General features: G+C 54.0%; 4 protein-coding genes. 3 read left to right on the top strand and 1 reads right to left on the bottom strand.

The features are described 5' to 3' along the window. Positions 1-3: 3 nt before the first annotated feature. Entirely contained in the window at positions 4-1,437 is a 1,434-nt protein-coding gene (gene pdxR / locus D3P07_RS01735; RefSeq protein WP_119798361.1) for a MocR-like pyridoxine biosynthesis transcription factor PdxR, read from the bottom strand. A gap of 262 nt (positions 1,438-1,699) precedes the next feature. Between pdxR and D3P07_RS01730 the strand changes: the two genes are divergently transcribed. The 3 genes from D3P07_RS01730 to D3P07_RS01720 all read left to right on the top strand — a co-directional run bounded on the left by D3P07_RS01730 (position 1,700) and on the right by D3P07_RS01720 (position 15,918). Beyond that, the gene (locus D3P07_RS01730) at positions 1,700-2,761 is read left to right on the top strand and encodes a glycosyltransferase family 2 protein (RefSeq protein ID WP_119798360.1); all 1,062 of its coding nucleotides are present in this window, start codon (positions 1,700-1,702) and stop codon (positions 2,759-2,761) included. Positions 2,762-3,320: 559 nt separating this feature from the next. Beyond that, entirely contained in the window at positions 3,321-3,704 is a 384-nt protein-coding gene (gene panD / locus D3P07_RS01725; protein ID WP_119798359.1) for an aspartate 1-decarboxylase, read from the top strand. Positions 3,705-3,732: 28 nt separating this feature from the next. Beyond that, a complete protein-coding gene (locus tag D3P07_RS01720; RefSeq protein WP_119798358.1) occupies positions 3,733-15,918 on the top strand; it encodes a non-ribosomal peptide synthetase in 12,186 nt (4,061 codons plus the stop codon). Positions 15,919-15,939 lie beyond the last annotated feature (21 nt).

Genomic DNA, 15,939 nt, shown 5'->3' with positions numbered 1-15,939 from the left:
CGGTTATTCTGTTGTTGCCCGGAGGGCCTCAGCCAGCTTCTTGATGCCTTCTTCAATTTCTTCAGTCTGCGGGCGTGCATAGGTTAGCCGCATATAGCCGGGCTCAGCACCGTATACGCTTCCCGGAACAAATGCGACACTGCGCTTCAACGCTTCGTCCAGCAATCGTCCGTCATGGACCTTGGGGACAACTCTGCACCACAGATGCATGCCTCCTTGCGGTACCGAAAATTGTACGAGGCCATCCATGTGGTGGCGCAGCGCCGTTACTAATAGATCCAGCTTCTGCTGCAGTTGGCTGCGAAGCCGTTCCATATGCGGAAGAAACAGCGGCGACTTGATGAAGGCAGCAGCAATCTGCTGCGGAATGACGCTGAATCCCATATCCATCTGTCTTCTGGCGTCGGCCAACCGTGAAATGACGGATTTGGGAGCTACGATCCAGCCGATGCGCAAGCCCGATGCAGCGATTTTGGAAAAGGAGCCGATATATAGGGTGTTGGACGAGGCATCCTCAGCTCTAATCGGCAAAGGATAGTCGTTGCTATAGGCCGTTAAGCTGAGAGGATCGTCCTCCACGATCGGAAGTCCCAGCTCGCTTGCCGTATCCAGAAGCTGCTTCTTCCGATCGGCTTGCAGCAGCGTGCCTGTCGGATTCTGGAAGTTGGGATTGACGAACAGCATCTTGATGCGATGCCGGCTGTACAGCTCGCGGATGCTCTCGGGGCGGACTCCTTGTTCGTCCATCGGGAGCGGATGGATTCGCAGCCCGGCGGACTGGAACATGGACAGCGAACGGGTGAATGACGGCGTCTCGACCGCGATGGCATCACCGTGAGACAGCAGGCATTGTGAAATCAGATACAGCGATTGCTGGGAGCCGCTTGTAATGAGTATGGAAGAAGCGGATGTTTGAATTCCGCGGTTATGCTCCAGAAAGGTAGCTAGCGCCTCCCGAAGCGGAGGAAACCCTTGGCTGACATCAGATCCATTGTCGGGATGGTAGGTGCAGCTGTGCATAATGTCATTAATCTCCCGAATAGGCGACAAATCGGTGGAGAGCTTGCCGCTGGCAAAGTCGATGATCGAGGCGTCTTGCGCCAGCGCATCCCGGATCCGGCGCAAGAAAGGCAGGTTCGGAAGGAAACCGCCATTCTCGGCATAGCGATGCCACTCTGGTGTTCGGTTTGCGGCAGGGCTCCAACTGGAGCTGACCTGCGTCTTGCTGCCAGGGCGGCTCTCAACCAGTCCCAGGGAACGCAGTTCAGCGTAAGCGAGAACGACGGTGCTCCGATTGACTTCGAATTGTTCCGCAAGCTTGCGCTCGGAAGGAAGCGGGCTTCCGGGAGGATATTCGCCGTGAATGACCATCTGATGCAGATGGTCGGCGATTTGGCGATAGAGAGGGATCGCGCTGTCGCGATCGGGCTTCCACATGATGAACACCTGCTTTTTTATGTAACTTAGACGTTTAATGGTTAGGTATTAACTTAATCTTATCATATCGTTAAGTAGTTGTATAAGAAGTCTAGAATTAGAGTAAGGGCATATTCGGATAGAAGTAAATTCCTAAATAACATCAGGTTAAATTGTGCAGTTTAACTAAAATTTATAATAACTGGACTTGACGGGCAGTTGTTTCCACATATACACTGACGATGATTTAGAACGCATATTACGAAGGATTGGAGTGGAGTGAGTGGAGCAGTTAGTTAGCATCGTAATGCCTACCTTTAACCGGGCGAAAGTCATTTCGGGCGCCATCGAGTCCATATTGCGCCAGTCGTATACCAACTGGGAGCTTATCGTCGTAGATGATCGCAGCACGGATGACACGGAAGAGGTTATCCGGGAATGGACGAAAAGCGATTCCAGAATTCGGTACGTGCGCAATGAGCGGGCAAAAGGGCCGGGCGGCGCGCGGAACACGGGCATGCTGGCGGCTGACGGCGAATATTTGGCCTTTCTTGATTCCGACGATGAGTGGTTTCCCTGTCATCTGGGAGACAGCATGGAAGTGCACGACCTTACAAACGCGGACATAAGCTTTGCGCTTTGGGTCGAGCGACATGGGGAGGTTACCTCCTACAATTTTGACAATCAAGTAGAACGATATTTGCTGGATAAAATGAGATCATCGTTCGAAACGCAAAACAACGGAGCTATTATTGTTTGCGAGAAAGGACTGTTTGAGGCATTCCTGTCGCATACCCGCAATTTTTTTCAACTGAACACGATGGTATTCCGCCGGGAACTGCTGGACGAAATCGGATTGATTAACGAGCAATTTTATTTGGGAGAGGATACCACCTATCTGCTCCGTTTCTTCGACAGATACAGGATAGCATTACAGACGAAGCCTCATTCTGTGTATCAGGAGTCTCCTGACAGCCTTTACTTTTTTTGCGATCGCTGGCTGCTTGATCCCGATACCATTCATCTGCACGAGGAAATCTATGCCAAAATCGAAGGGCTTAGCTTCAAGTCGATCAAAGTACGCGAGCATATTCGGGAATTGGTCGTTCAGTCCGACTCGATCAGTCATAAAGCAAAGCAGCTTACCTACATTGACATTGGCATTGCCAGCAAATATTATACGCTCAGTTATTTGAACCGCCACGACCGCAAAAAGGCGCTTCAATACTGCCGCCAGTCTATTCGCAGCAAAGTAACGATCTTTAATTTGTTGTTGTATGGCAAGCTGTTGATTTCTAATAGAAAAGGGAGTGTTTTTTTGCGCAAGGCTCTTAACCTTTGGTAGGATGAATTTGAAAATAATAGAATTTCCCCCCTTTTGATACGATTATCACCCTTACGCAATTGGACAATTACCTCTACTATAGGGGTAAGGATGCAAGAAAATTCGTGGGTATATATCATTTTTCTGATATATGTATCATTTTTTGCATCGGATACCCGCACATTGACAACTTCATGGGAATTGTTTTTTTATTTTGCAACAACGCTTTAACTCATTACCGCTACACACAATCACATTATTTTACCTCTACATGCTTAAACCCTATGAATACGCAGATTTACCCCACGTTGATACGTTCAGATTTTCAATCAACATGACCCCACCGACTATGTACGACCCACTCGCCAGCATGAACTCACCTGCTCAGTATGATTAACATCCCTTTTTCTAGCAACCAGCTATGATTTGAACTTCATCTTTTTTCTTTGATAGAGAGAGATCACGATGTTTTTAAAACGATTGTTCTTTTTAGGGAATATTAGGATGAATTTGTTCGTTATAGGAGGTTTATTTAAGCTTTCGTTCTTTTTAAAGACCACCCGACAAGGAGAGTGTATTCATGTTCAGAGAGATGCATAAGTCCAAAATCCACCGTGCTGTAGTTACGGAGGCTAATTTGAATTACGTAGGAAGCATTACGATTGATCAAGATATTTTGGATGCATCGAACATTCTGGAGAATGAAAAAGTGCAAATCGTGAACATCAACAACGGCGCAAGACTCGAAACCTATGTCATAACAGGGCCGAGAGGCTCGGGTATGATTTGCTTGAACGGCGCCGCTGCGAGACTCGTGCAGCCGGGTGACCGCGTCATTATTATTTCTTACGCTATGATGGAGGAGTCGGTCGCTCGCACATACCGGCCGCATGTCGTGATTATGGACGAGCAAAATCGGATCGTAACGGAGGAATATCAGGAACTGCATTCCACAACGGTGTGACAAAAAGTCGAATCGGGGGATGCCAATTATGAAAACCAGCCGTAATTTGACCGGCGTTTTGCTGGAGCATGAGCAAAGCGATGCGGGAATTCTGTTTTGTGAAAGCGGCCAAGAACGTTTCTTGTCTTATGGTCATTTGCTAGCTTCTGCCGGCAGGGTGTTGCATGTGCTGCATGAGCACGGTCTTCGGGCCGGTGACTTTGCCGTTATGCAGACGGAAGAAAACGAACCGTTTCTCCTCTTATTCTGGGCATGCGTGCTTGGCGGTATTATTCCCGTCCCGGTGACGGCGGCGCGTACGGACGAAGGCCGCAAAAAGTTGATTCAGATATGGGGTCAGCTGGAATCGCCGAGACTGCTTTGCGATGAGGAGCTATGGTCCAGTATTCAAAGCTACGCTTTGAAGCAAGGGGAGGAAGAAATAGCGTCACAGTTGGAATCCGGGAGCATTTCAATTGCAGCTTTGCTGGAAGCGGCTTCGGACATTAACGGACAGCAAGCCGAGCTGCACGAGGCAGCGGAGACGGACATCGCTTTTATTCAATTCACTTCCGGTTCTACGGGAGATCCGAAAGGAGTTGTACTGACGCACGGCAATCTTCTTTCGAATATGCGCGCTATTAGGAGTGGCGCACAATCGACGGAAAAGGATTCATCGCTCAGCTGGCTGCCCTTGACACATGATATGGGGCTAATCGGCTTTCATCTATCCCCGTTGCTTTGCGGGATGAACCAACTGCACTTGCCGACTTCGACATTTGTACTGCACCCGATGAAGTGGCTGGAGCTAACCCATAAGCACCGGGTTACATGCCTTTCTTCGCCGAACTTTGGTTACGTGCATTTTCTTCAGCACTGGAAGCCGGAAGGAGCAGCGGAATGGGACTTGTCTTGCGTCAGGTTGATCTTCAACGGCGCGGAACCGATATCGGCCGTTCATTGCCGCGATTTTCTGGAGGCGATGAAGCCTTACGGGTTAAACGGAAATTGTATCTTCCCGGTATATGGGCTGGCGGAGGCGAGTCTGGCCGTTACGTTTCCAGGTACGGAAGAGATGCTGAATACCGTTAAGCTGGAACGCAAATCGCTTGCGCTTGGAGAACCGGTCCGATTGTCCGAGCCGGATGACCATGCGGCCATCGAGATCGTCGAGTTAGGTTCTCCTGTACAGGAGTGCGAGGTGCGTATTTGCAAGGAGTCCGGAGAACCTTCGGAAGCCGGGAATGTGGGCTTAATTCATATTAGAGGGCGCAACGTAACCCCCGGTTACTACAAGCGACCTGATGTAAACGAACAAATCATCACGCCAGAAGGCTGGCTGAATACGGGTGATTTGGGTTTCATGCTGAATGGACGTTTATATGTGACCGGCCGTATGAAGGACGTCATTTTCGTCAACGGGCAAAATGTGTATCCGCATGACCTGGAGGCGTTGATTAGTGTTCTAAAAGGAGCCGAAATAGGGAAAACGGCGATCACCGCCGTTCAGGATGAAATGACGAAGAGGGACGCGATTGCGGTTTTTATTCAATATCGCGGGAAGATGAGCGGATTTTTGCCGCTTATTACCGGTGTGAAAAAGCTGCTGAACGGTTCGGCCGGATTGGAGGTTGCTTTTGTAGTGCCCATCCGGCGCATTCCAAAAACGACCTCGGGCAAAATTCAGCGCTACGTATTGGCGGAGGCGCTTCGGGAAGGAGCATTCGCAGAGGCGTTAGCTGAAATCTCGGAGTTTGAAGCGGCAGCCGCATTGGAGATGCAGCAAGTGTCGGAGGAAGGTGCGGGAATACGCGGGAATGCCGACATGGAGCTCGTGACGGAAACGCAACAACAGGTAATGTCCATTTGGCGCGAGGTGTTAAAGAAGGAAAGCATTGGCCGGTTGGATCGTTTTCTTGAGCAAGGAGGCAACTCGCTTAAGGCGGCTTATGCCGCTGCTAAGCTTCAAGAACAATTTGGAGTGGAGCTGACGCTAACCGAGCTGTTTTTTCATGATTCAGTAGAGAAGCTGGCAGCTTTGCTAGACCAAAAAACGAGGCAGCATGGAGACGCGAACAGAGCCACGGCTCTGCCGTTGACCAAAGCGAAGGAGCGAGCGTATTATCCGGCGACTTCTGCGCAAAAGCGGCTATTTATTTTGGAAGAGCTGAATCCGGGTCTTCTTAATTATCATTTGCCGTTTGCTATCGGGGTGATGGGGCAGCTCGATATCGAGCGATTCCGCGAAGCGTGGAAAGCCCTGATGCGCCGCCATCCGGCGCTTCGAACGTCCTTCTTTATGGAGGAAGATAATGTGATGCAGCGCATCGATGAAGAAGTCGAGCTTCCACTTGTGATCGTTGACGGTAGTGACTGGTCGGAATCGGAGCTGTCGGTCAGGCAGCGCGACTTCCTGAAGCCGTATCACTTGGAGCAAGCGCCGCTGTTTCGCTTGGAGCTTATACTGCGGGAGCGTGAGTCCGGCGTACTGCTGCTGGATATGCATCATATCATTACCGACGGCACTTCAATGGGCATCTTGATGCGCGATCTTGCGGCGCTATACGACGGGATAGCTCTGGAACATTTGGCCATTCACAGCGGCGATATCGCGTTGTGGGAGGAGGCGGGAAGGACCAGCGTCAGGCTGGAGCGCCAGCAGCAATATTGGCGTGAGGCCTATCGAGACGGTGTGCCGTCTCCTGTCATTCCATCCACCCGCCCTAGACCGCAAGCGCCCAGTTATCGCGGGGCAGTCGAGCGGTTTGAGCTCGATCCCGCGCTAGCTGGAAGGCTCCGTGCCTTGGCGGAACGCGAAGGCGTAACCTTGTACACGGTGTTGCTGTCGGTCTATTACGCGCTGCTTGCCAAGTATACGGGGGAGTCAGACCTTGTGATTGGAACGGCTGCTGCGAGACGAATGAGATCAGAGCAGCAAAACGTGGTCGGGATGTTCATCAATATGGTTCCGATTCGTCTCCGAGGGGAAGACGGTGTCCGCTTCGATCAATGGCTGAAGCAAGCCAACGGGGAGGCGCTTGCAGCAATCGGCAATGGGGACGTGCCGTATGAGGAAGTTGCAGAACTAGCGAATGCCAGACGGGAGTACGGACGGAATCCGCTGTTCGATACCGTCTTTACGCTGCAGAACATGGAGCTGCCTGAATGGCGGAGCCATGATGTAGCTTACGTGCCTAAAGCGATCGATACCGGATCGGTCAAATTCGATCTGACCTGGGAGTGTGCCGATACCGGGGAAGGCATTGCCTTTACGCTGGAGTATGCGCTGGATATGTACGACGAGGAGGCCGCCAAGCAATTGGCACGGCATTATATATCGCTTGCCGCAGCTGTCGCCGCACAGCCGCAAATAACATTGGCCGACCTTGATCCCATCGATGGGCAAGAGAGGGAGCAAATTCTCGAGCTTAGCCGGTCTGCCGCCGCTCCGTTGCAAGAGCTGTCGCTGCACAGGCTGTTCGAGCGGCAAGCGGCAGAAACACCGCAACGCATTGCCGTTGAGATGGGTGTGCAATCCTACACCTACAGCGAACTGAACGATCGGGCTAATCGGTTGGCGCGTGAGCTTGCGCGAAGCGGCATTCAGCAGGGTTCCAAGATTGCGCTTCTGATGAGACGTTCCCTCGATATGATAACGGCGATGCTAGCTGTCTTGAAAGCAGGAGCTGCATATGTGCCGATCGATCCGCAATATCCAGAGGACCGGATCAGCTTTATGCTGCAGGATACGGAGGCCGAGGCTATCGTTGCCGACGCATCGATGATGGAGCTAGGCAACCGGATTGCTGTCGGCAGCATCAAAGTCTTTAACATGGACGAACTGGATATGCGGTTAGCCGGCGATTTCGGTCATAATCTGACTACCGACGGCCATGCGGACGATCTGGCCTATATCATGTACACTTCCGGTTCGACGGGCAGACCGAAAGGGATTATGACCTCGCATCGCAATGTATCCAGAATTGCCGTGAATACCGATTATGTGCGCATCACAGAAAGCGATTCGTTATTGCAGCTTTCGAATTATGCATTTGACGGCTCGACGTTTGATATATACGGGGCGCTCTTGAATGGAGCGAAGCTGACGCTCGTCAGCGAAGATGAAGTTGCTGATATTTTAAGGCTGACCGAGCTAATTGAAACGAAAGGCGTCACGGTCTTTTTTGTTACAACGGCATTATTTAATACATTGGTTGATCATGGATTGGAATCGTTGAACGGCGTACGTCACATTCTATTCGGCGGGGAACGGGCTTCCGTGCGGCATATTCGCAGAGCGCTCGGCGCTTTGGGCTCGGGCGTGCTGCTTCATGTGTACGGACCTACCGAAACGACGGTGTTTGCCACTTGTTATCCGATTGCCGAGAAATGGGATCGGGAATTAGCGGCTACGGTGCCGATTGGCGCTCCGATCGCTCGTTCAGAGACGCTTGTACTGGATGAGAGCGGACGGCTGCTGCCGTCGCTTGTTCCGGGCGAATTATGGATAGCGGGAGACGGAGTGGCCGCCGGCTATGTGAATTTGCCGGAGCAATCCGCGTTGACATTCCAGCCTCACCCCTTCCGAAAAGGAGCATTTGTGTACAAAACCGGCGATTTGGTGCGCCGGATGCCTGACGGGAATTTGGAGTTTCTGGACAGGATCGACAGCCAGGTTAAGCTGAGAGGCTACCGGATCGAGCTGGGGGAAATTGAAAGCCGGTTATTGGATTGCCCGGGAATTAAGGAAGCGGTAGTTGTGCTTGTGGAAGACAAAGGCGCGCCGTATTTGTGCGCTTATGTCGTTGCGGAGCAAGCTGCCGGGCAGGGGGATATTCGGAAGCAATTGACGGGCAAGCTGCCGGTCTTTATGATTCCGTCTGCCATTGTGCTGCTGGAGAAGCTTCCGCTTACCGCCAACGGCAAAGTGGACAAAAAACAACTGCCTGCGCCTGACCCTTTGGTTTCTGGAGCGGTGCGTACCGTTCCTTATGAAGCGCCGGCTACAGAGACGGAAGGAATCGTCGCCAATCTGTGGCAAGAAGTGCTTCATATTCCTCAGGCTGGAGCGCTTGACGATTTCTTTGAGCAAGGCGGGCATTCCTTGAAAGCCGCTGCTCTGGCAGCGGGAATCTACAAGCATTGCCGAGTGCGAATGCCGCTTAGGGAAGTATTTGCCCTGCCAACGATTCGAGAGCAGGCGGCCTGGATTGATGCGGCGACCGTTGAAGCTTATGAGCCGATAGCGGCAACGCCAGAGGCAGTCTCTTATCCGCTCAGTCCGCCGCAGCAACGTATGTTTTTGGCGGAAGGCATGGCGAATATCGGTCTTGCCTATCATATTCCGCTTGCGCTCCGATTATCGGGTTCGGTGGAAGAGGCCAGGATTGAACAGGCAATCAAGGAATTAATTGCCCGGCATGAGCCGCTTCGAACTTCATTCCGATTAATAAACGGCATTCCGAGTCAAATCGTCCATGCGGATGTTCCATTCGCCATGCAAGCGGCTGATCTCGGGCGCCAGCCATGCAGCGATTGCCTTCGCTCGTTTTACCGTCCGCTGGATCTTGCAGCAGCACCGGTCCTGGCTGCCTGTTATTGCCGTCCCGGGTCGGACTCGGCAGATGCCTTTCTGCTGCTGAACGTCCATCACATCGTAGCTGACGGTATTGCGGTCAAGCTGCTGCTGGAGGAATTGACGGCTTTGATTGATGGGGCGGTGCTTGCTCCAGTTTCCTTGCATTACAAAGATTATGCCGCATGGCTAGAGCGGCAGTATGGCTCAGAGCGGGAGAAAGCGGGACTTGCGTATTGGACGGAACGGCTTGCCGGCCCGTTGCCGCTGCTGGATATGCCGCTTGATCAGGCGCGCGGTGAACGCCAGACCTTTGCGGGAGATACGTATACCTTCCATATTCCGGCTTTGTTGACGGGACGGCTAAAGGAGATCGCGTTGAGATCCGGCGCCAGCTTGAACAGCCTGCTGTTTGCGGCCTATGCGCTGCTGCTTAAGGGGACCTCGCAACAGCGGGAATTTGTGATTGGTTCATTGGCGGCGGGGAGGACACACCCCGATACGGCACGGATGATTGGTATGTTTAATCAGTTTTTGCCGATTCGAATATCGATTTCGGATGAGCTGCCGTTTTTGGACTTTGTAGGCGAGACGCATGAACGGCTGCTTGCCGCGTACGAGCATGGAGAAGTCGGATTTGAGCGGATGATGGAGTCGCTCAAGCCTCTGCATGATCCGTCGAGGAACCCGTTGTTCGATACGATGCTGATTGTCCACAACCAGTTTGAGGAAGAGCAGCAGCTGATCCTCCGCGGCGACGGCTGGAGCATGGAGCTTGTGCCAGTCAGTCACGGAACGTCCAAGTTGGACTTTAAGCTGGATGTGTACAGTGATGGCGAAGGCGGCTTGCGCGCGGAGCTGGAATATAATACGGGACTGTTCCAGCGAGGCACGATGGAACGACTGGCGGAGCGTCTGCTCCATCTCCTGGAGCAGACGACCGGCCAGCCTGAGCTAAGCTGCGGCGAGGTGGCGATGGCGACCCCTGCGGATGAAATGGGTTTTGCCGCATGGAATGATACTGCGCATCCGTATCCGCAGGAGCAGACCATTCATGGATGGTTTGCCCGGTCTGCAGAGCAGTGGCCGGACCGGACGGCGGTGAGATCTAGCGAAGGAGCTCTGACATACAAGGAGCTGAATGAACAGGCGGAGCGTATGGCTGCCGTACTCAGAGGCTACGGAGTGACAGTTGAAACCGTTGTGCCGATAGCCGCCCATCGCTCGTTGTCGATGATGGTTGCGATTATGGCGGTGCTAAAGGCGGGAGGAGCTTATTTGCCTATCGACCCGGAGCATCCGCCTGAGAGGATACGCGGCATTGTGGAAGATAGCGGAGCCCATCTCGTTCTCGCAGGGCAAAGATGGATCCATACCCTCCCAGCTTTCCATGGGGAGGTGCTTGATCTTGATGCGCTTGCTGCAGGCGCCGCATGGGAAGCAGCGGAGGAAGAAGAGCTGGCCTTGCCGTTATCACTGTCGGCGGGTCCAGGCCATTTGGCGTACGTGATCTACACATCGGGCTCTACCGGCCAGCCTAAGGGCGTGATGGTGGAGCATCGGGCGGTGATCAACCGGCTCCACTGGATGCAGTCGCAATACCCGCTGGCTGAACGCGACGTCATCCTGCAAAAGACGCCGATTACGTTCGACGTTTCGGTATGGGAGCTGTTTTGGTGGAGCTTTGCCGGTGCTTCTCTTTATTTGCTGGAGCCTCACGGGGAGAAGGAGCCGTCTGTCATGCTGCGCGTGATCGAGGAGCAGGCGGTTACCGTGATGCACTTTGTACCATCCATGCTTGGCGTCTTCTTGCCGTATGTGGCGGATACCGGAAGAAGCAGCGAGCTTCGATCGCTGCGATTCGTCTTTGCAAGCGGGGAGGCGCTGAAGCCCGCGCATGTCGCAGGCTTCTACAGCATGATGGAGCGCGAAGGCCAGAGCGCACGGCTTATCAACCTGTATGGCCCGACGGAAGCGACGGTCGACGTCAGCTATTACGATTGTACCGGCCATTCATTAGGGCCGGTTCCGATCGGCAAGCCGATTCATAACATAAAGCTCCATATCGTGGACGAGAGGATGCGGCCGCAGCCGATCGGCGTGTCCGGCGAGCTTTGCATTGCGGGTGTCGGCTTAGCACGCGGCTACCGCAACAGACCGGATCTGACCGAGCAAAGCTTTGTTCCGAATCCGTTTGCCCCCGGCGAAAGGCTGTACCGTACCGGAGACCGTGCAAGATGGCTGCCGGATGGCAATATCGAATATTTGGGTCGATTTGACCATCAGGTCAAGCTGCGCGGCTTGCGCATCGAATGCGGAGAGATCGAGCATGCGCTGCTGTCGCAGGAAGGAATCCGCGACGCAGTAGTGACGGCTATTACAGACCAGGCAGGTGAGATGGCACTCTGCGGTTATCTTGTAACCGCAGGAGGAGAGATGCCAGAGGAGTCGGAACTGCGGGCCGCACTTAAGGGACGGCTGCCGGACTACATGGTTCCATCCTACTTTGTTGCAATGGATGCTTTCCCGTTAAGCCCGAGCGGCAAAGCGGACCGCAATCGTCTGCCCCAACCGCTATTCCCGGAACCGGCTGCAGCCTCAGGCGAAGCTCCAGCTACCAATACTGAAATAGGACTGGCAGCGCTGTGGATGGAGATCCTTGGCCTTACCAATAGTGATGCCGTTGGTGCTTTCGCAGTCGGCAGAGACGATCATTTCTTCCAGCTGGGCGGTCATTCCTTGCGCGCCGCACAGCTGGCGGGGCTAATCGAGCAACGTTACGGAGTGGCCTATGCGATGAAGGATGTGTTTGAGGCTCCGGTACTGCGGGATATGGCTGCCCGCATTGACGCTTCGGAGAAGAAAACGGCCAACGCGATTGCCCGAGCGGCAAGCCGGTCGCATTATCCATTGTCGCTGGCGCAAAACAGATTGTTTGTGCTGCAGCAGCTGTATCCTGCCAGCACGGCATACAATTTGCCGCTTGTCATAAGCATAAACGGCAAGCTAGATGCGGACAGGCTTCGCGCGGCGATTCAGGGCTTGATTGACCGTCATGAGCCGCTGCGCACCAGCTTTGATTGGGTGGACGGCAAGCCGATGCAGCGTATTCATGATCGGATATCTTTTGAGCTTGCCTTCTCTGACAGGACGGCTGTTGCGGATATTGATGCATGGGCCCGTCAGGTGATCCGGCCGTTTGATCTGCGCGAGGCTCCATTGATACGGGCATTCCTTGTCACGGACGGAGAGAGCCGTCACACCCTGCTGCTGGATATTCACCACATTGCAGCCGACGGTGTGTCTATGAACGTAATGGCGCGCGATTTCGAGCAATTCTATCGCGGTCAGGACTTGCAGCCGCTATCGATTCAATATAAGGATGCCGCTGTTTGGCAGCAAGAATGGATGGCATCGGACGAGAGAAAGCGGCAGGAGCACTTTTGGACAGCTCAGTTAGCAGGCCCGCTGCCCGTTCTTCAACTGCCGGCGGATCATCCGCGCCCGTCTGAGCAAAGCTTCACGGGAGCCAAGCATGCGCTTCCGATCCCGGCGGCGCTTGCAGAGCAAGTGCGCTCCGAAGCAGAGCAATGGGGAGTTACGCCATTCCATATCTGGCTTGCCGGCTATCATACGCTGCTGCATCTGGTGACAGGGCAAGACGATCTGATCGTTGGGACGCCGGTCGCCGGACGGTTCCATCCGCAGACCGAGCCGCTGGTCGGCATGTTTGTCAATACGCTGCCGATTCGAAGCAGACCGTCAGGCGAGCTTCCGTTCAGAGCATTTGCCGGGCAGTTGAAGGAAGCGGCGCTTGCCGCGATGGACAACGGCTTGCTCCCGTTCGAGCATATGGTCACGATGCTGGATGTGCCGCGTGACATGAGCCGGAATCCGCTGTTCGACACGATGTTTGTGATGCAGCATACGGAGGTCGGACAGAAGACGGCCGAATCCTTGCAATTTGAGGCTGCCGTGCCGGACAATCGCGTGTCGAAGCTGGATTTGACGTTTGAGATCGCGGATCAAGGCGCCAAAGGCATGGCTTTAACCATCGAATATGCCACCTCGCTATTTAACGAAGAAAGCATACAGAGAATGGCGGAATGGTACCTTCGTATGTTGACCTTTGCGCTTGCCGAGCCGGAGCGTCCACTGGGAAGAATCGGGCTGCTGGAGCCCAATGAAGCGGCTGGGCAAGCCGCAGCGTTCAACCGGACATCTGTTGCTTATGAAAGTCATCTGACGGTAGAAGCCTATTTGGAGAGACAGGCGGCGGAAACGCCGCAGGCTATCGCGATCCAGGCGGAAGAAGCGCATTTGACTTACGAGGAATTGAACCAGCGAGCGAATCGGCTGGCGAAAGCGTTACGGAAGCAAGGCGTCATGCGCGAGGAGCGCGTGGCTGTCGTGATGGACCGCAGCCTGGATATGATGATTGCGATCTATGGGGTGCTGAAAGCGGGCGGGGCTTACGTGCCTGTCGCTCCGGGCTTGCCGCAGGATCGGATCCGATACATGCTGGAGAACGCCGGCGCCAAGCTTGTCTTGGTTCAAGGAAGAGCGCCGGAAGGGCTGGATGCTTCCGTACCTGTGCTGGAAGTGAATGAAGCCATTGCGCTGGAGCAGGACTCATCTCCTGTGGAGAAGCTGCATGACTCCCGTTCCCTTGCTTATGTGCTCTATACCTCGGGATCAACGGGCCAGCCGAAAGGTGTCATGATTGAGCATCATTCTGTCATCAATCGGATCGCCTGGATGCAAAAGGAATATTCGCTCGACGCAACCGGAGCTATCATGCAGAAAACGCCGATTACCTTCGACGTCTCGGTGTGGGAGCTGTTCTGGTGGAGCTTCGCAGGAGCAAGGCTGGTGCTGCTGCCTACGGGCGGCGAGAAGGACCCGGCGCTCATGGTGGATACGATTATGCGTTACGGCGTCACGACGATGCACTTCGTGCCGTCCATGCTTCATCTGTTCCTGGAGCATCCCGGTGTACTGCGCGGCGAGGCTAAGCTGGAGACGCTAACGCATGTATTCGCAAGCGGCGAAGCACTGTCCGCGGATCAGGTGGAGCGGTTCCGGGATCGCATGGGTGTCCCGTTTGGAGCCAAGCTAGTTAACTTGTATGGTCCGACAGAAGCGACGGTCGACGTTTCCTATTATGACTGCACCAAGGGACCTATTCCGGTTAATGTGCCGATCGGCAAGCCGATTGACAACATCGCCCTCTATATTATCAACGAAGCGATGACGCTTCAGCCCGTCGGCATTGCCGGTGAGCTGTGCATATCCGGAGTTGGTCTGGCAAGAGGGTACATGGGACGGCCGGATTTGACGGAGGAGAAGTTCGTCCGCAATCCGTTTGCGAAGGGCAGTCTCATGTACCGGACAGGAGACCTTGCCAGATGGCTACCAGACGGAACGATCCAGTATTTGGGCCGCATCGACCATCAGGTGAAATTGAGAGGGTTGCGCATTGAGTGCGGAGAAATCGAGCATGTTCTGCTCCGCCATCCGGCGGTTTCAGAGGCCGTCGTGATGAAGCGGACTGCGGCAAGCGGCAGTGAGTACTTATGTGCTTATGTCGTTTGCTCTGAACAAGCGGAGCATCCGGAGCTGCGGGAATTTGCGGCGCTTCATTTGCCGGATTACATGGTTCCTTCGGAACTGGTCGAGCTTTCGTCCATGCCGTTGTCTCTTAACGGCAAAGTCGATCGGAGGGCACTGCCGGAGCCGGAATTTTCACCGGATAGCGGAGTGGAGTTTGCGGAAGCGGCAAGCGATACGGAACAGGCGATTGCCGCTGTATGGCGAGAGCTGCTGCAACGAGACGATTTCGGCATTCATCACCGTTTCTTTGATGTCGGGGGAGAGTCTCTGCTGCTAGTGCGTGCGCATCAACGGCTGGAGGAGCTATATCCCGGAGCGCTCAGCGTGACGGATTTATTCACGTATCCGACGATCGCCTCCCAAGCGGCGTATTTGGATTCAAGGAACAGGGATCTAGCAAGCTGGGAATGGAGCGGCCTGCCGCTATCCGGCGACTTTGCGAATGACGTGTATGCCGCACAGCGATCAGGCAGCATTCAATTTGTATTGGATGAATTTGTGGCGGAAGGGCTGGCAGAGCTCGCAGAATCCAAGTCAGTGTCGGTAGTAACCGCAGCATTTGCCGTCTATCTGTACTTCTGGCGCGGGCAGTCCGGCGTATCCCATCTTGTCCTTCCGACTATGACGGACAAAGGGCTGATCGCGCCGAAGACAATCGACTTCGCAGAGGTGCGCGACTTCGATCTATTGCTGCAGCATGCCGGCAAGCCGGCTTCTGCGGGAGATTCTTATGCCGTGCGGCAAATCAAAAAACGGACGCAGGCTGAGCAAGATTTTGCCCTATTCCCGTTATTTGCAGGGGGAATGCGTCATGGGTTCAAGGAAGAGGAGCAGCTCCTCGACTTATTTGATCTTGTATTGCACGTGCAAGATGAGACCGCTTCAGGCGAAATGGGAGCATTGGAGATCAGCGGAGTATGGTCTTACAACGCCCGGCGTCTGGAGAGGGAGACGGTGATGGATTGGGCCTCCTCTTATATGGAGCTGCTCTCGAGCGTCGTCGAGCAATATCGGGCCGCAGCTAGTAGAGCCGCTTCGGGCGGGTAGGCAGGGCGGCATAGCCGGGTT

The organism is Paenibacillus sp. 1011MAR3C5 (assembly GCF_003591485.1).
GTDB lineage: Bacteria > Bacillota > Bacilli > Paenibacillales > Paenibacillaceae > Pristimantibacillus.
Note: the sequence above shows the minus strand (reverse complement) of the source record. Positions and strands in the feature narration are given on the sequence as shown.

Coding starts and splice junctions, on each gene's coding strand:
- panD (WP_119798359.1), top strand. CDS start 3,321: ATGTTCAGAGAGATGCATAAGTCCAAAATCCACCGTGCTGTAGTTACG.
- D3P07_RS01720 (WP_119798358.1), top strand. CDS start 3,733: ATGAAAACCAGCCGTAATTTGACCGGCGTTTTGCTGGAGCATGAGCAA.
- pdxR (WP_119798361.1), bottom strand. CDS start 1,437: ATGTGGAAGCCCGATCGCGACAGCGCGATCCCTCTCTATCGCCAAATC.